The organism is Streptomyces sp. SUK 48 (genome assembly GCF_009650765.1).
Lineage (GTDB): Bacteria > Actinomycetota > Actinomycetes > Streptomycetales > Streptomycetaceae > Streptomyces.
The window spans coordinates 4,067,165-4,084,128 of the sequence record NZ_CP045740.1; the positions used below are offsets into that span (position 1 = coordinate 4,067,165).

Below are 16,964 nucleotides of genomic sequence, written 5' to 3' on the forward strand. Positions count from 1 at the left end.
GTTCGGGGGTGGGCCGCGGGTTCGCCGTCAGGGGCGCGGGGTTCGCCGCGGGGTGCGGGTGCGTCGTGGCCGCTCGCGCCCACGCGGCGGGGCCGCGTGCCGATGCGGCGGCCCCGCGCCCCCGACGGGGCACCTCAGTTGCGGGCAGCGCCGTTCAGCGACGCGACCGGCGTGTCCGCCAGCCCCAGTTCCCCGGCCTTCTCCAGCAGCTGGCGGAACTGGGTCGCCTCCGCGCCGCCGCCGTTCACGAGCTTCATCAGCAGGGCCGACACCGTCAGGTTCTGGACATCGGCCGTGCCCACCGACCCGAGCACCCGGCCCAGGTCCTCCGTGAAGCTCCCCGACCCGTCCAGCCAGGGCTTGGCCAGGGTCTGGGCGGTGCGGGAGCTGGCCACGAAGCCGTCGACGCCCTTGCCGAAGGACACCGCCGAGACGAGCCGGTCGAAGAAGACGGACTCCCCGCCGACGATGTCGATGTCGGCGTTCTCCAGGCCGGTGGCCAGCACCGTCGCCTGCGCCTCGGCCACCTGCCGCTGCGTCTCCAGGCCGGCCAGCCGGATCTCCTTCTCCGCCTGGAGCCGCAGCCGGTACTCCTCGTGCCCGCGCGACGCCTCGTCCAGCGCGGCCATCGCCGCCGCCTTCTCGGTGAGGCCCGCCGCCTCGGCCTTCAGCTTCTCGCCGATACCGGCGGCCTCCGCGAGCGCCGCCGCCTTGGCGCCCTCGGCCTCGGCCAGCGCCTTCGCCCGCGCGCCCTCCGCCTCGGCCCGCAGCCGCGCCTCCGTCGCCGCGGCCGCCGCCTGCGCGCCCTCGGCCTCCGCCAGCCCCCTGGCCCGGGCGCCCTCGGCCTCCGCGAGCGCCTTCGCCTGGGTGCCCTCGGCCTCCGCCCGCAGCCGCGCCTCGGTGGCCTCCGCCTGGGCGCGCCCGGCCTTGACCGTGACCTCGGCCTCCTTGTCCCGCACCTGCACCGCGGCGAGGCCCTCGGCGGCCGACTCGGCCTGCACGCCCTCGGCGAGCCGCAGCTTGGCCCGCGCGTCGAGGTCGGCGGTCTTCAACCGGGCCTCGGCCAGGGTGAGTTCCTCGGCGGCCCGGTGCGTCGCGGCCTGCTCGGCGGCCTCCGCGGCCTTGATGTCCTTGACGAGCTTCTCCTGCGCCTGTGCCTCGGCGGCGATGACGAGGGCCTGCCGCTCGCGCTCGGCCTCCTCGACCAGGCGCAGCTTCTTGATGGACTCCTCCTGCTCGGCGACCGTACGGTCCACCGCGACCCGCTCCCGGATGACCTCGGCGATCTCCCGCTTCTCCGCCTCGACCTCCTTCTCGGCGGAGATCTGGGTCAGCCGCGTCTCCCGCTCCCGGGCGATGACCTCCAGCAGGCGGTCCTTCTCGATGCGCTCGTTCTCCACGGCGATGACCCGCTCGCGGTTCTTCGCGGCGACCGCGATCTCCCGGGCCTGGTTCTCCCGCTGCACGCCCAGCTGCTCCTCGGTGCGCAGGAACGCGGTCTGCGCGCGCAGCCGCTCCTCCTCCATCACCCGGGCGGTCTCGGCCTCCTCGCGGGCGCGGGACGTGTCGATCTCCCGCCGCTGCTTGATCTCGGCGTCCGCCTGCCGGCGCTCCAGCTCCAGGATGGCCTCGCGGGCGTCGACGTCCTGGCGGGTGATCTCCTTCTGCTCCGTGCGCTTCGCCTCGTTGGTGCGCACATGCTCGACGGCGGTCAGCTCGGTGATCTTGCGGATGCCCTGCGCGTCGAGGACGTTGGCCGGGTCCAGCTGGGTCAGCGGCGTCTGCTCCAGGTAGTCGATCGCGGCGTCCTCCAGGTGGTAGCCGTTGAGGTCGACTCCGATCAACTCGATGATGTGGTACCGCAGTTCCTCGCGCTTGGTGTACAGGTCGGTGAAGTCCATCTGCTTGCCGACGGTCTTCAGCGCCTCGGAGAACTTCGCGTGGAACAGCTCCTGGAGCGTGTCCTGGTGGCTGGCCCGCTCGGTGCCCACGGACTGGGCGACCTTGATGACGTCCTGGACGGTCTTGTTGACCTTGACGAAGAACAGGATGCGGATGTCGGCCCGGATGTTGTCCCGGCAGATCAGCCCGTCCCGGCCGGAGCGGCTGATCTCGATGGTCTTCACCGAGATGTCCATGACCTCGGCCTTGTGCAGGATCGGCAGCACGACCTGTCCGGTGAAGGACACGTCCACCCGCCGCGTCCTGGACACGATCAGGGCCTGGCTCTGGTCGACCTTGCGGTACAGCCGGGAGAACCCGAGCAGCAACAGCACGGCGATGATCACACAGGCGGCGACGAGCACGCCGAGGGCTTCCATGGCATACGTCCTTGCGTCAGACGGTGGGTCGGAGCTCCCCCGAGGCGCCGGTGCCGGGCATCCCCCCGCGATGCCCGGCACCGGAACCCTCCGTAGTGCTCCCCGCAGAGGATGGTGCGGCCGGGAGGACCGTTTCCGCATTGCCGGTTTCCGGCAGTGTTCACTACTGTCTTCATGCCGGAAATGCGCTAGGAAAGCGTCACCGGCGCGTCAAGATCACGGGGGAACGGGGCAGGGTGAGCGAGCAGGGGATATCCGGGCGCTATCTGGAGGGCTTCGCGGGGGTGCTGGCCGAGGTCGCGAGCACCGGCCGGCGGCTGACCCGCGAGGAGCTGAAGTCCCGCCGGACGCTGGGCGAACAGGCCGCCGAGGCGGGGCTCGGACTGCGCGCCTTGGTCGTCGCGCATCTGGCCGCCGCCCGCGCCGCCTGGCCGGTGGGACCCGGTTCGACCGAGAGCACCCTCGCGGCACTGGCCGCCGTGGAACAGGCCGTCGACGTGTTCGCCGAAGGGTACGAGCGCGCCCAGCGGCTGACGGTACGCCGGGAGGAGGCGGCCCGCCGGGAGTTCATCGACGACCTGCTCTACGGCCGCAGCGACCTGGGCCGGCTCGTCGAGCGCGCCGAACGGTTCGGGCTGCGGCTCTCGCGCGCGCACGCCGTCGCGGTCGCCGAGGGCCCCCGGTCCTACGTCGAGGGCGGCGCCGTGGCCCGGCGGGTGGAGGCCGAGGTGCTCGCCCGCTTCGACTCCCACAGCATCCTGCTCACCACCAAGAACGGCCGGCTGCTGTGCGTCGCGCCGGGCGACACCGGCGAGGTCCTCGACTACTTCGCCCGGCAGGCGTCCGCCGCCACCGAGGGCGGCCGGGTGGCCGTCGGACGCCCGCAGACCGGCCCCGGCGGCGTCGTGCAGTCGTACGAGGAGGCGCTCGCGGCGCTGGAGATGGCGGAGCGGCTCGGGCTGCCCGGGCCGGTGCTGCACGCCGCCGACCTGCTGGTCTACCCGGTGCTCGCGCGCGACCGGCAGGCGATGGCCGACCTGGTGCAGCACACCCTGGGCCCGCTGACCGCGGCCCGGGGCGGCGCCGTACCGCTGCTGGACACCCTGGTCGCCTACTTCGACTCCGGCTGTGTGGCCGCCGAGACCGCGCGCCGGCTCTCGCTGAGCGTGCGCGCGCTCACCTACCGACTGGAGCGCATCCACCAGCTCACCGCGGCCGACCCCGCCGACCCCGCGCACCGCTACATGCTCCAGACCGCGGTGATCGGCGCCCGGCTGCTGAACTGGCCGACCCAGCCGCTGTGACCCGTCGTGACCGGGCACCGGCGCAGGGGCCCGGGTGCCGCCGGGCTCAGTGCGGGAACACCCGGGGCGGCCGCTGCCGGGGGAGCTCCTCGCGGAAGCCGGCTATGGCGGAGCCGATCTGGCGCATCAGCACCGTGTCCTCCAGCCGGTCGAGGTAGAGATGCGCGCGGGCGAGGGCGGGCAGGTCGGCGCAGAAGTACAGCGACATCAGCGGGTTGACGAACAGTTCGCTGCCGCGGGTGCGCTCCGTGAAGCGCACATCGCCGAACTCGCCCCGCACGGCGGCGGCGACGCTGCCGTGCACGATGCTCGGGTGGCTCGCGTGGCAACGCTGGGCATGGGCCACCGCGTCGAGGTAGGCGGCGCCCTCGTCGCTCTCCCGCGGAAGGGAGAACGCGCCCAGGTAGCCTCCGTCGCGGTCCAGGGCGGCCAGGTTCTCCAGGACCGTCGAGTGGTTCACCCCGTGGTAGGCGTCCACGCCGAAGCCCACGCAGGCCACGAGCCGGTGCGGGACCTCCGCCAGCCCGGCGACGGCCGCCAGGCTGGCCATGTCCTCCTCCGGGGTGCCGAGCCCGTGCTCGTCCCCGCGCATCAGGATGTCGGTCCCGCCGTCCACCAGGACGATCGCGTCCACGCCGCCCAGGTGCTCCGCCAGGGCCCGGTAGGCGGCGCGCAGCGGCCGGACACCCGTGAGGGGGAAGGCGTACACGGTGGCGGGCAGTTGCCGCGAGTGGAGCCAGCGGGCCAGCGAGCGCTCGGGGAAGTAGTCGCCGTGCAGCGGGGTGTCCGGGCGGACGGCGACGACGTCCTCCGCGACCCAGGAGCCCCGGTCCAGGCCGTACAGGTCCGCGAAGGACAGGCCGGCCAGATGGACCTCGGCGCCGGCCGACCGGAGCGCGAGGGCCAGGGGCAGTCCGGCGTAGACGTCGAAGCCCCCGCCCGCCCCGGCGACCAGGACCCGGCCGGCGTCGCGCAGTCGGGTGAAGAAGGCGGGCTCGCGAAGGGAGAACATCACCAGACCCTCACCGCGGAGGCCGTCCCAACGGGCCTGCTCGGAGGGGAGAATGGGGACATGAGCCGCGCCGCCGAGGACGGCAACCGCCGGATGCTGCGGGCACGGGACACCATGGACCGCGACTACGCGCGGCCGCTGGACGTCCCCGCGCTGGCCCGTGTCGCGCATGTGTCACCGGCCCACTTCGCGCGCACCTTCCGGGCCACGTTCGGCGAGACACCGCACCGCTATCTGCAACGCCGCCGGGTGGAGCGGGCGATGTACTTGCTGCGCGAGAGCGAGAGGCGCGTGACGGACATCGCCTTCGAGGTCGGCTTCGGCAGTCCGGGCACCTTCAGCCGCACGTTCCGCGACATCGTCGGCAGCTCGCCGCGCGCGTACCGCGGAAAGGCGGTGGCCGCCGCCGTGCCGACGTGCTTCACCATGGCCTGGACCCGGCCCGGTTGAGCAGTTACGGATAAGTTTTCGCGCCCCGCGCTCGCTAGCGTGGACGTCATGTTCAACGCGATCACACAGTCCGTCGGCGTCCCCGGCCACCCCGAGCGGCAGATCCTGCTGGAGAAGCCGGGCGCCCCCGCGATGTCCGAGCAGACCGCGGAGCAGGTGCGCGAGCTGGTCGCCAAGGGCGTCATGGGCGGCTGGCTCATCTTCACCACGGACGACTGCCGGGGCACCTACAAGGCGCTGCTGGACCAGGGCGTGGAGTTCACCGAGGAGCCCACCGAGCGCCCGTACGGGATCGACTGCGGGCTGCGGGACCCCTTCGGCAACCGCATCCGCTTCACCGAGCCCAGGGCCTGAGGCGCCCCGCGCCCCGCGCCCCGCGCCTCGCGCCCGCACCCCGCACCGGCGCGTCCCGGCCGGGCTACCGCGGCGGCTCCGGGCGCGCCCGGCCCGGCTCGGGGGGCTCGTTGCGCGCGAGCCGGGCCATCAGGACGTCGCCGATGAACAGGTCGTACACCAGGACCCCGATGACGCCGCCGACCAGCGGGCCCACGATGGGAATCCACCAGTAGCCGCTGAACGCCCCGGCCAGGCTGCCCGGGAAGGCCAGGCTGCCCCAGCCCTCCGCGTAGGTGAGCAGGCGGGGGCCGAAGTCGCGGGCCGGGTTGATGGCGTAGCCCGCGTTGGCGCCGAAGGACATGCCGATGGCGGCCACGATGAAGCCGGTGATCAGCGGCGCGAGGTTGGACTGCACGGCCTGGTTGCGCAGGTCGATGACGGCCACGACGAACATCACCAGGAACGCCGTGCCGACGATCTGGTCGATCAGCGGGCCCCAGATGCCGCCGTGGAAGTACGCGGCGGGGAAGGTCGCGAAGATGGAGAACGAGGCGTTCGTATGCCCGTTCACCTTCGGGCCCGGGGCGGCGGCGTCGTACGCGCCGATCGCCTGGTGGTAGACCAGGTACACCAGCGCCGCGCCGGTGAAGGCGCCGACCAGCTGCGCGAACCAGTACGGCAGCACCTTCACCCAGGGGAAGCCGCGGCGCACCGCCATCGCGAGCGTCACGGCGGGGTTGATGTGGGCGCCGCTGACGCCGCCGGCCACGTAGACGCCGAAGACGACGGCCATCGCCCAGCCCCAGGTGATCAGCAGCCAGTCGCCGGCGGCGAGGAAGATCGTGGTGGGGGTGGCGGCGCGGCCCGAGCCGGGCAGCGCGGCGACGGCCATCGCGACGACACCGCAGCCGAAGCAGATGAGGACGAACGTCCCGAGGAACTCCGCCAGGCACTCGCCCAGCAGGCCGGCCCTCGCCCGCAGTGCGGAGGGTTTGATCAGCGACGGAATCTCGACAGCCATGAAAGGCCCCCTTGGAGAGGAGCAAAACGGCCAACGTCCCCATATTCGCCTACAAATGCTCTTCACGCAGGATGGGCCGAGAGGCCGTCACCCCTTCGCGTGATGCGTCGGCGCCGTCAGCGGCTCAGCGGCGTCATCGGCTGTCGAGGTCGTCCGCGAAGTGCCGGAACCCGCGCCGCTCCCGGTGCATGCCCCACAGCTTCTCGGCGAGCACGGCGGGGTCCTTGCGCGGGTGGCCCGGGGTGATGGCGCCGGGGACGACGAGCTGGGCGACGTGGATGCCGTCGGCGGCAAGGCGTTCGTGCAGCAGATGCCCGTACGCGCTCTGCGCGGCGAACGCGACGGACGTACCGGTGCGCTCGGCCTGCGGCACGGCGGCCGTCCCGCCGTTCACGAACAGTATGGTTCCGCGCCCCAGGGCCCGCATCCCGGGCAGCACCTGCTGCACGGCGGCGACGGGCCCGTACACGGAGAACTCGATGGGCCCGGTCAGCTGCCGGTGGCCGGTCTCCAGGACGGGCCGCATGAAGTCCTTGTGCGGGACCGGGCTGTACTGGAGCACCTCGGCGGCGCCCAGCTCCCGCGCGGCGTCGGCGAGGGCGCGGGCCAGCCGTTCCGGCTCGCGGACGTCGGCGGGGAAGGCGCGCGCGGTGACGCCGTCCCCGGCCAGCTCCCGGACCAGCGCGTCCAGCCGGTCCTGGTCGCGGGCGACGAGGGCGACGGCGTACCCTTCGCGCCCGAACCGCCGGGCGACGGCGGCGCCGAGTCCGGGACCGGCGCCCACGATGGCGACAACGCTCACGCCCACCATCCGTACCGCACCCCCGGCCCGGGCGCACCCCGGACCGGCGGGCCGGCCGTCAGGCCATCCAGAAGAAGACGGCCGTCATGCGCTTCTCCTCCAGCGTGGCGCCGGTGTAACCGGTCGCGCTGTGCACGAGGTTGGCGTTGTAGAGCAGGAGGCGGTTGTACTTGTGCGGGACGCGGACGTCCTCCTCGAAGGCGTCCGGGGCGACGAACCGGGTGCCGAGGGCCTCGACCAGGTTGGTGTGCGGGGCCTGCACGACATTGCCGCCGAGCCGGCCGCCGGGCAGGTGCTGGCGGTAGAAGCTGGTGCCGCAGTCCTTGGGGACGCCCGGGTTGAGGTACAGCACGGCCGCGTACCGGCACAGCGCGCGCGAGTCGGTGTGCGGCCGCGGCTCGCTCTCGCCCGCGCCGACGACCTGGACGCAGTTGTGGTTGAGCGTGCCGCCGCCGGGCGCCTTCTGCACCCACAGCTCCCTGGCACCGGTCGCCTTGCGCACCAGCCGTTCGATGACGGCCAGTTCGGCGGGTTCGAGGCCCGGCATGGCGCGCAGCCCCGGCCAGGTCTCGGAGGTGTACGGGTACCCCTCGACCCAGTCGTCCTTGGCCAGGCACCGCGCGCGCACGGCGTCCGCGTCGGGCAGGACGTCGTCCAGGACCCAGTAGTCACGGCCCTTGGTGGGCTTGCGGTAGGGCAGCACGGGCAGCGCGCCCGGGGCGCGGGCCGCGGGCATCCTGGGGGGTGGCTGTGGGGGCATACGGGGAATCTAGGGCCGCGTTCCACCCGCCTTCTCCCGGGGACCGGTCAACGTTTCCCCAACCGTGTGTCATGTACACCAAAGCGCGGCAATGGGGCCGGCCCGCCGGTGACCGGCCCCTTCGCCCCGCCGGTCAGCCGAGCCAGACCGTGGTGTCCGGCGGCAGGACCCCGCCCCGGGCAACGGCGCGCTGCTCAGCAGCACGTCCCCGGCGGGCATCGGCACCGCCTGTGCCCCCAGGTTGACGACGCACCGCCAGCCCTCGCAGCGGCTGAAGTCCATGACTCCCTCAGGGGAGTCGGTCGACCAGATGAGCGACTCCCCGTCGAGCAGTTTGCGGCGCAGTCGCAGCGCGGTGCGGTACAGCTCCAGCGTCGAGCCCTCGACCCCGCTCTGCGCCTCGACGGCGTACGCCGCGAAGCCGGGCGGCTGCGGCAGCCAGGCCCCGCCGGGTCCAAAGCCGTACGACGGCCCGTCCGCCGTCCACGGCAGCGGCACCCGGCAGCCGTCGCGCCCCTTGCGGACATGCCCGGTCTGCTCCCAGATCGGGTCCTGGAGCACCTCGGTGGGCAGGTCCGCGACCTCGGGCAGGCCGAGTTCCTCCCCCTGGTAGAGGTACGACGACCCGGGCAGGGCCAGCATCAGCAGGGTCGCGGCCCGGCCCCGGCGCAGGCCCGCCTCCCGGTCGACCGCGGGCGCGTGACCGCCGGACAGCAGCCAGGCGCCGGGGTCGGTGCCGGGCGGGAGCATCAGCCGGGAGTGGTGCCGTACGACGTCGTGGTTGGACAGCACCCAGGTGGCGGCGGCGCCCGCGGCCCGCGCGGTGTCCAGCTCCGCGGTGATGACACGGCGCAGCTCCGCCGCGCTCCAGCCGGCCTCCAGGTACTCGAAGTTGAACGCCTGGCCGAGTTCGTCGGGCCGGGCGTACAGGGCACGCCGTGGGCCGGGGACCCATGCCTCGGCGACGGCGCTGCGCGGCGGCCGGTAGGCGTCGAAGACCTTGCGCCAGTCGCGGTAGATCTCGTGCACCTCGTCGCGGTCCCAGTAGGGGTGGTCGCCGGGCGGGACGCGCAGCAGCGCGGTCTCCCCGGAGGCGCCGATGTCGCCGATGTCGCGCAGCGGCTCGGTCAGCTCCTTGGCCAGGCCGTGCGCCACGTCCACCCGGAAGCCGTCCACACCCCGGTCGGACCAGAACCGCAGGGTGGTGCGGAAGTCGGCGCGCACCTCCTCGTTGTCCCAGTTGAGGTCGGGCTGTTCGGCGGCGAACAGATGCAGGTACCACTCGCCGTCGGACACCCGGTGCCAGGCGCTGCCGCCGAAGACGGACTGCCAGTCGGAGGGCGGGAGTTCGCCCCGGCTACCCCGGCCGGGGCGGAAGACGTACCGCTCGCGGGCGGCGGACCCGGGCCCGGCCCGCAGCGCCTCCTGGAACCACGGGTGCTGGTGGGAGGTGTGGTTGGGCACGAGGTCCACCACGACCTTCAGGCCCAGCCGGTGCGCCTCGGCGACCAGGGCGTCGAAGTCGTCCAGGCTGCCCAGGCGCGGATCGACGTCCCGGTGGTCGGCGACGTCGTACCCGCCGTCGGCGAGTTCGGAGGGGTAGAACGGGCTGAGCCACAGGGCGTCCACGCCGAGTGCCCCGAGATGGTCCAGGCGCCGGGTGATGCCCTTGAGGTCCCCGAGTCCGTCCCCGTCGGCGTCGGCGAAGCTGCGCGGATACACCTGGTAGATGACGGCCTGCCGCCACCAGTCGGGGCTCCTGGAGGAGAGGTCTGCCATACGGGTTCCCTTCGGTACGACGGACGAAGCGGACGCGACGTAGAGAATCTGTCCACATTGCCCGGAAAGCGAACCTTGGAAACCGGACCCGGCGTCAGGGCCGCCCGACCGTCTCCAGGTACAGCCGCGCGTACCGGCGCGCGTCGACCGCCAACGCGACGTCGATCACCGGCCGTTCGCGCACCCCGTGATGGATCTCGGCCTCGCCGGGGCGGGGCCGCCGGTCGACGATCGTCTGCCCGCGTCCCAGCCCGGGCGCGAGGCTGACCTCGACCGGCAGCGGCCGGGTGGTCAGGCCGCCCGGGTCGGCGACCGCGCACACCGCGCCCGCGTCCCCGAGCCCGCCCGCCTCCTCGGCCTCGGGCGGCTCGCCCTGGGCCGCCGGACGGTGCGCGAGCAGCTCCCCGGCCAGCCGCGCCCCGCGGTCCCCGCTCGCCCGCAGCCGGCGCACCTCCTCGGCCGCCACGACCACCTGCCGGAACACGTCCAGGCCGTACATCGTGACCGGCACCCCGGAGGTGAGCAGCACGGCGGCCGCCTCCGGGTCGTGCCAGACGTTGAACTCGGCGACGGGCGTGGCGTTCCCGACCTCGACCGCGCCGCCCATGAAGACGATCCGCTCGATGTTGCGGGTCACCTCGGGGTGGGTGCGCAGCAGCAGCGCGATGTTGGTCAGCGGCGCGGTGGGGACCAGGGTGACCGGGCGGGGCGAGGCGAGGATCTCGCGGCGCAGCAGGGTGACCGCGTCCACGTCGGCGGGCCGCCGCGTCGGGGCGGGCAGCCCCAGGTCCCCATGCCGTCCGCCCCGTGCACATGCGTGGCGGGCCGGGCCGGCTCCAGCAGCGGCCGCTCGGCCCCGCGCGCCACGGGTATCTCCGGCGCCCCGGCCTGCTCCAGGACGGTCAGCGTGTTGCGCACCACCCCGTCCACATCGGTGTTCCCGGCCACGCAGCTCACCGCCCGCAGCTCGATGCCGGGGTGCCGCACGGCGAACAGCAGCGCGAGGGCGTCGTCGACCCCGGTGTCGCAGTCCATGATCACGGGCACGGGACGGCCGGACATGGGGGCTCCTTCGTGGCGGAGGGGCACGGCTCGGCCCGCCGGGGGCGCGAGGGGCTCACACAGTAGTTCAGCCAGGTCGCGCGGGGCGCGCCGGCGGAGCCTTTCGTGCGCCGCGCCCGTCCCGTTCGCACCTCTCGCCGGTCCCCTTCGCACGCCTCACCCGTCCGGCCTTCCGCGCTGGTGGGGCGGGCGGGGTGGTGGTGCCGTGGGAGGAGGCACCAGGACCGGGAGGCACCGTGATGTTCGAGGGGATACGCCCGCGCGGCCGCCTGCCGAGGTTTCTGACCGGGCTCGGGCTGCTCGGCGTCGGGGGGTGCGCGGCGCTGACGCTGGAGCAGCCGGCGACGGCGCCGCAGCCGTTGCCGACGATCGACCGGCCGGCCCGCAGTTCCCGGGCTCCCGTGCGGCCCGACGGCTCCTCGCTCACCGACGCACAGGCGCAGGCCGCGCTCCTCGGCCAGAGCGATCTCGGCGCCCCCTGGACCGCGACGCGCGGCGCGGCGACCTGGCGGGACGGGATGCTGAAGGCGCGCACCTCGGCCGGCGAGTGCCAGAAACTCCTCGACGCCCTCTACAGCGACCAGCTCCTCGGCGGCCCGGCCCGGGTCGCGGTCGGCCTGGACGACGCCGACACCGACGCCCAGCTCCGCTACCAGATCGGCGCCCGCCGCCCCTCCGACGTGGACGCCGCGCTGAACTGGCTGCGCACGATGCCGGAGAACTGCGCCCGCTTCGACGCCGTCACCCAGCAGAACGTCCAGGAGGACGTCCAGGTCTCGGACCTCGCCCTGCCGGAGGTCGGCGACGCCCGCCAGGGCCTGCACATCACCGTCTCCGCCACCACCGAGGACGGCCAGGACGTCCGGCTCACCCTGGACGTCGCCACCGTCCGGGTCGGCGACGACGCCTTCGCCTTCACCAACGGCGGTCTGGGCGATGTCCCCAACGACGCCACGCAGGCGGCCGTGCAGGTGGGCGCGCTGCGGCTGGCGGATGTGCGCAGGCAGGGGCGGGTGGCCGTGTAGGGGCGGGGGGCGTGTAGGGGCCGGGGGTCGCCGGGGCGGGGTTCAGAGGGGCGGCTGGGCCGGGGCCGGGCCCAGGGTGGTGGTGCCGGGGGTGGTGCGGTGGCCCAGGCCGGTGCGGTAGGCGTCCAGCGCGGCCTCCGTGCGGCCGGTGCGGCGCAGCAGGTCGCCCAGGAGGCGGCAGAGGTCGGCCAGATCGCCCGCGGCGCCCGCGCGCTCCAGGAGGCTGAGAGCGCGGACGTAGTGCTCCTCGGCGGACTCGGTGTCGCGGGCGTCCTCGGCGATGATGCCGAGGAGGCGGTGCGCGGCGGCGGCGTGCATGGCGCCGCGCTCGGAGGAGAAGTCGCCCAAAACACCCTCCAGGAGGGTGGCGGCCTCCGTGGAGCGGTCCAGGCGGTGCAGCACATCGGCCAGTTCCACCGCGGCCTGGCTGCGGTAGAGGGCGGCGCTGGTCTGCGAGAGCATGGCGAGGGCCTGCCGCAACTCGGCTTCCGCCGCCTCCAGTTGGTTGTTCTGTGCGTGCACATAGCCGCGCATCCAGTGGCAGTTGGCCAGCTCGGTGCGCAGCTGGAGCTGGCGGTACAGCTCGGCGGCCTTGGCGAGGGAGGCGTCGGCCTCGGCGGGGCGGCCCTCGGCGAGCAGGGTGCGGGCGACGGAACGGTGCATCCGGGCGATCAGCGCCGGGTCCCCGGCGCGCGGGGCGAGCGCGAGCGCGTACTCGGCGGCCTGGGCGGCGCGCGCGTGGGCGCCCATGTCCAGGTAGGGGCCGATGACGCTGGCGTACAGGAGCAGCAGCGCGTCCGGGTCGTGCAGGCCGCCCCGGTTGAGCTCGTCGAGGGTGGTCTCCAGGAGGTAGACGGCGTACCGGAGTTCGCCCGCCAGATAGTGGGCGACCGCCCGGCCGCGCACGGCGGGGGCGCGGGCCGCGGGGGAGGCGTCCGCGAGACGCTCCTCGGCGCGTTCGAAGTGGGCGTGGGCGCTCGCCAGCTCCCCTGTCTCCAGGGCGCATTCGCCGAGGCCCAGCAGCGCGGCCGCCTGCTCGCCCGGCAGACCGTGCGCCTCCGCCTCGGCCAGCAGCCCGGCATACCGCTGTGCCGCCTCCTCGGCCCGCCCGTCCGCCAGCGTCCGCCGGGCCTCGGTGAGCCGCAGCCGCAGCTCCGTGGCGAGATGGGCGGGGCGGCCGAGGGCCAGCTCCTCGAAGCTCACCCCGAGCCGCCGCGCGAGGTGTCGCAGCGCCTCGTCGGAGGCGCGCACCCGGCCCGCCTCCAGGGTGGAGATGTACGCCGGTGTGTAGGCCGGTTCGGCCAGCTGCCGCTGGGTCAGGCCGCGCTCCGCGCGCAGCCGCTGCACCCGCCGCCCCACCGTCTCCGGATCGTCCCGCTCGCGCACCGCAGCAACCCCCAACTGGCCCGGTGGACCTTGCCGTTCGGTTCGGAATGCCTCTAGGTTAAACGGCGTATTAAACCTGCTTAATACGCCGCTGTCGTGTTGCGAGGTCGCCGTGTACGGACGTCCATCCGCTCCCTACGGACACTCCACCGCGCGCAGGGCCGTCGCGGCCGCCGTGATAGCCGCGACGTCCCTGATCCTCGCGGCCAACGCGTGCCCGGCCCGCGCCTGCTCCCCGGCGGCCCCCGGGGAGCGGGTCACCGCCTCGGCCCCGGCCGGCCGCTGACCAGAACCGCGGGAAACCACCGGTGTCCAAATCCCCGCCACCCGCCTAGCCTGCCCGCATGACCCCTGCCGCCGCCCGTGCCTCCGCCGCCGCCCGCACCGCGCGGGACCTCACCGCCGACCTCCCGCTCCCCGGCCTGGAGGACCTCTACCGGGACCTGCACCGGCACCCCGAGCTGTCCCTGCGCGAGCACCGCACCGCCGGGACGCTGGCCGGGCGGCTGGCGGACGCCGGGTTCAAGACGGCGGAGGGCGTCGGCGGCACCGGCGTCGTCGGACGGCTGGCCCACGGCGACGGCCCCACCGTGCTGCTGCGCGCCGACATGGACGCGCTGCCCGTCACCGAGGCGACCGGACTGCCGTACGCCTCCACCGCCGACGGGGTGATGCACGCCTGCGGGCACGACCTGCACGTCACCTGGCTGGCCGGGGCCGCCGCCGCGCTCGCCGCGGGCCGGGACACCTGGCGCGGCACCCTGCTGGTGGTGGGGCAGCCCGCCGAGGAGTCCGGGCAGGGCGCCCGGCGGATGCTCACGGACGGCCTGTACGAGCGCTTCGGACGGCCCGACGTGCTGCTCGGCCAGCATGCCGCGCCCGGCCCGGCGGGCCTGTACCCGCACGCGCCGGGACTGATCATGTCCGCGGCGACGGACGTGGACATCGTGGTGTACGGCCGGGGCGGCCACGGCTCGCGCCCCGAGGCGACCGTGGACCCGGTGGTGACCGCCGCCTATCTGGTCACCCGGCTCCAGACCGTGGTCTCGCGCGAGGTCGCCGCGGGCGAGTCCGCCGTCCTCACGGTGGGCCGCATCGAGGCGGGCAGCCGGCACAACATCATCCCCGACGAGGCGCGCATCGCCCTGAACCTGCGCACCCAGTCCGAGGCGGTACGGCAGCGGATGCTGGCCGCGATCCGCCGCATCGCCCAGGGCGAGTGCCTGGCCGCAGGCTGCCCCCGCGAGCCGGAGGTGACCCTCGGCGCCACCTTCCCGATGACCGTGAACGACGCCGCCACCGACACCACCGTGGCCGCCGTGCACGGCGAACTCTTCGGCACGGCGACGGTGTTCGACCCCGGCCCGGCGATGGGCAGCGAGGACTTCCCCGAACTCGCCCTGGACGGCGCCGTCCCCTACGCGTACTGGTTCGTCACCACCACGCCCCACGACGCCTGGAACGACGCCCCCGGCGACACCCTCCCGGAGAAGCTCGCCGCCGTCCCCAGCAACCACAGCCCCCACTTCGCCCCCGACCCGTCCACCGTCGCCCCGGGGGTGCGGACCCTGGTCTCGGGGGCGCTGGCCCTGTTGTCGGAGGCATGACCTACTCTTCGCATACTCGCCACACCGGGCACACAGGTCTCGCACAGCTGGGGGCTCGCGCCGCCGTGCCCGGAGGCGTTCCTGTCTTCATTCGTTCCGGGGGGTTCGAATCAGCGTGCGTATGCGCACTCTCACCGCCGCCACCACTTTGGCGGTCCTCTTCAGCTCGGCGGCCCTCGCCGCCACTCCGGCGTCCGCCGACACCGCCACCGCCCTGCCGGTCAAGCATGTCGGCGACGTCGTGGTCGACGGGCTCCACCAGCAGGTCTTCATCAGCGACCCGGCCAACGGCAAGATCGTCGTCACCGACTACAGCGGCGCGGTGCGCAAGCAGCTGACCTCGCTGCCGGGCGTCACCGGCCTCGAACTGTCGCCGGACTCCGGCACGTTGTACGCCGCCGTCAAGGGCGCCGACCGGATCGCGGTCATCGACACGGCCACGGACACGCCCGGCACGCCGTACGCCGTGGGCAGTCAGCCGCTCAGTGTCGCGGTCGCGGGCGGCCGGCTCTGGTTCGGCTACGGCACCGGCGGCAGCGGCGACATCGGCTCCGTCGACCTCGCCTCCGAGCAGCACGAGGTCACCCTCGGCCAGGGCAGCGGCTGGTACGCCGGGCCGTTCCTGGACGCGGCGCCCGGCTCGGACACGCTCGTCGCCGGGGAGAGCGGGGACAGCTCCGGCACGGTCGTCTCGTACGACGTCTCCACCGGCACGCCCACCCGGCTCGCGAGCACCCAGGCGGGCGGCGGCCTGCGCGACCTCGCCGTCACACCCGACGGCAAGGACGTCGTCACCGCGAGCGGATACCCGTACCACCACCCGGTGTTCAAGACCGCCGACCTCACGCCGGACGGCGTCTACGCCAGCGACACCTACCCGAACGCGGTGGCCATCGCACCCGACGGCACGGTCGCGGCGGGCGTCGACGGCTGGTACAACCCGGACATCTTCATCTACCGGCCGGGCGCCGAGAGCGCGGTGCGCACGTACGACTTCCCGAACACGGGCACCTCGTCCGGCGCGGACGAGCTCGCGGACTCCGCGCTCGCCTGGGCGCCGGACGCCTCCCGGCTGTTCGCGGTGTCGTACAACAGCCTGGGCGCCTACACGCTGCGCGTCCTGAGCGCGCCCGCGAAGGCGGTCACCACCGTCACCGTGGGCGCCCCGGCCACCGCCGCCCGCGCCAAGCAGCTCACCGTCAAGGGCAAGGTCACCTCGACGGTCGCGCTGCCCGCGGGCACCCCGCTGTCCGTCACCCGCACCGACCTGGAGTCCCCCAAGGGCAAGGCCCTGAAGGCGGTCACGGTCAAGGCCGACGGCACCTTCTCCTTCACCGACACCCCGCCGGCCGGCGGCAAGGTGAAGTACACGGTCGCCTACGCGGGCGACGCGCAGCACACCGCGGGCTCCGGCTCCGGCACGGTCGACGTCTCCCGCGCCAAGCCGTCGATCGGCATCAGCGGCAACGGCAAGACGTACGACTACGGCAAGTCCGTGAAGTTCACCGCGCACCTCGGTGCGACGTACAAGAACCGCTCGGTGGAGATCTGGGCCGACCCCTACGGCGGCGACCGGCCGAACAAGCTGGTGAAGTCCGGCAAGGTGGACTCGCACGGCAATCTCTCGGTCTGGATGAACCTGTACCGGGACACCAAGGTGACCGCGAAGTTCGCCGGCGACGCCCGCTACCGGTCGGCGACCGCGACGAGCACGGCGTACGACCGGGTGAGCGTCTCCACCTCGCTGTCGGGCTCGTACACGTCCAAGTCCGCCTGGAGCCACACCTATTACTTCTTCCACCAGAGCAAGAACCCGGTCGTCGACACCAAGATGACGTACTACCCGGGCCGGTCGCAGAAGTTCGAGTTCGAGGTGTACTACCAGGGCAAGTGGTACCCGGGCGACGCCGAGTACTTCCGGCTGGCGCCCAACGGCACGTCCCCGGTCCAGATCACCGGCGACCACGGCAAGGACGTCGGCTGGCACTTCCGCGTCCGCTCGTCGTACATCAACGGCACCTCGGGCGACAGCGTGAACTCCACCACGCACGGCGCCTGGAAGTACTTCACCTTCACCAAGTAGTCGCCGTACGGCGGCG

At 73.7% G+C, this 16,964-nt stretch carries 13 protein-coding genes and 2 pseudogenes; 7 read left to right on the forward strand and 8 right to left on the reverse strand.

The window, feature by feature from the left end; genetic code table 11:
- Nucleotides 1-134: 134 nt before the first annotated feature.
- Entirely contained in the window at nucleotides 135-2,321 is a 2,187-nt protein-coding gene (locus tag GHR20_RS17565) for a flotillin family protein (protein ID WP_153813706.1), read from the reverse strand.
- A 236-nt stretch (nucleotides 2,322-2,557) separates the two neighbouring features.
- Between GHR20_RS17565 and GHR20_RS17570 the strand changes: the two genes are divergently transcribed.
- Complete coding sequence (locus GHR20_RS17570; RefSeq protein ID WP_153813707.1) at nucleotides 2,558-3,625, forward strand: helix-turn-helix domain-containing protein; 1,068 nt, start codon at nucleotides 2,558-2,560, stop codon at nucleotides 3,623-3,625.
- A 46-nt stretch (nucleotides 3,626-3,671) separates the two neighbouring features.
- On the opposite strand, the gene GHR20_RS17575 is transcribed toward GHR20_RS17570, so the two are convergent.
- Nucleotides 3,672-4,637 (reverse strand): DUF1152 domain-containing protein, encoded by a 966-nt coding sequence (locus tag GHR20_RS17575; RefSeq protein WP_148024250.1) that lies wholly within the window; start codon nucleotides 4,635-4,637, stop codon nucleotides 3,672-3,674.
- Between the two features lie 60 nt (nucleotides 4,638-4,697).
- Here GHR20_RS17575 and GHR20_RS17580 point away from each other — a divergent pair, with 60 nt between their 5' ends.
- Nucleotides 4,698-5,087: an AraC family transcriptional regulator gene (locus GHR20_RS17580; protein ID WP_194858907.1), complete on the forward strand. Its 390-nt coding sequence runs from the start codon at nucleotides 4,698-4,700 to the stop codon at nucleotides 5,085-5,087.
- Nucleotides 5,088-5,135: 48 nt separating this feature from the next.
- Nucleotides 5,136-5,441, forward strand: a complete 306-nt coding sequence (locus tag GHR20_RS17585) for a VOC family protein (RefSeq protein ID WP_153813708.1) — start codon at nucleotides 5,136-5,138, stop codon at nucleotides 5,439-5,441.
- A gap of 64 nt (nucleotides 5,442-5,505) precedes the next feature.
- On the opposite strand, the gene GHR20_RS17590 is transcribed toward GHR20_RS17585, so the two are convergent.
- From GHR20_RS17590 to GHR20_RS17610, 5 genes and pseudogenes are all read right to left on the reverse strand, one after another.
- Nucleotides 5,506-6,444, reverse strand: coding sequence for an MIP family channel protein (locus GHR20_RS17590; RefSeq protein ID WP_111583253.1), 939 nt, complete (start codon nucleotides 6,442-6,444; stop codon nucleotides 5,506-5,508).
- Between the two features lie 133 nt (nucleotides 6,445-6,577).
- The gene (locus tag GHR20_RS17595; RefSeq protein WP_194858908.1) at nucleotides 6,578-7,246 is read right to left on the reverse strand and encodes an SDR family NAD(P)-dependent oxidoreductase; all 669 of its coding nucleotides are present in this window, start codon (nucleotides 7,244-7,246) and stop codon (nucleotides 6,578-6,580) included.
- Between the two features lie 58 nt (nucleotides 7,247-7,304).
- Entirely contained in the window at nucleotides 7,305-8,006 is a 702-nt protein-coding gene (locus GHR20_RS17600) for a DUF6445 family protein (protein WP_153813710.1), read from the reverse strand.
- A gap of 133 nt (nucleotides 8,007-8,139) precedes the next feature.
- A pseudogene (locus tag GHR20_RS17605) lies at nucleotides 8,140-9,785 on the reverse strand (glycoside hydrolase family 13 protein).
- 94 nt (nucleotides 9,786-9,879) lie between these two features.
- Nucleotides 9,880-10,847 (reverse strand): annotated as a pseudogene (locus GHR20_RS17610) (nucleoside hydrolase).
- Nucleotides 10,848-11,086: 239 nt separating this feature from the next.
- Here GHR20_RS17610 and GHR20_RS17615 point away from each other — a divergent pair.
- A complete protein-coding gene (locus tag GHR20_RS17615) occupies nucleotides 11,087-11,872 on the forward strand; it encodes a hypothetical protein (RefSeq protein ID WP_148024256.1) in 786 nt (261 codons plus the stop codon).
- Nucleotides 11,873-11,914: 42 nt separating this feature from the next.
- Here the strand turns inward: GHR20_RS17615 and GHR20_RS17620 are convergent, their stop codons facing one another.
- Nucleotides 11,915-13,258 carry a transcriptional regulator gene (locus GHR20_RS17620; protein WP_153816024.1) on the reverse strand — a complete coding sequence of 448 codons (1,344 nt, stop codon included), beginning with the start codon at nucleotides 13,256-13,258 and terminating at the stop codon, nucleotides 11,915-11,917.
- 112 nt (nucleotides 13,259-13,370) lie between these two features.
- Between GHR20_RS17620 and GHR20_RS36805 the strand changes: the two genes are divergently transcribed.
- The 3 genes from GHR20_RS36805 (at nucleotide 13,371) to GHR20_RS17630 (ending at nucleotide 16,948) form a co-directional block, all read left to right on the forward strand.
- Nucleotides 13,371-13,544, forward strand: a complete 174-nt coding sequence (locus tag GHR20_RS36805; RefSeq protein WP_181516263.1) for a hypothetical protein — start codon at nucleotides 13,371-13,373, stop codon at nucleotides 13,542-13,544.
- A 58-nt stretch (nucleotides 13,545-13,602) separates the two neighbouring features.
- Nucleotides 13,603-14,865 carry an amidohydrolase gene (locus tag GHR20_RS17625; protein WP_153813711.1) on the forward strand — a complete coding sequence of 421 codons (1,263 nt, stop codon included), beginning with the start codon at nucleotides 13,603-13,605 and terminating at the stop codon, nucleotides 14,863-14,865.
- 115 nt (nucleotides 14,866-14,980) lie between these two features.
- Nucleotides 14,981-16,948, forward strand: a complete 1,968-nt coding sequence (locus GHR20_RS17630; RefSeq protein WP_153813712.1) for an Ig-like domain repeat protein — start codon at nucleotides 14,981-14,983, stop codon at nucleotides 16,946-16,948.
- The last annotated feature ends 16 nt before the right edge of the window (nucleotides 16,949-16,964 follow it).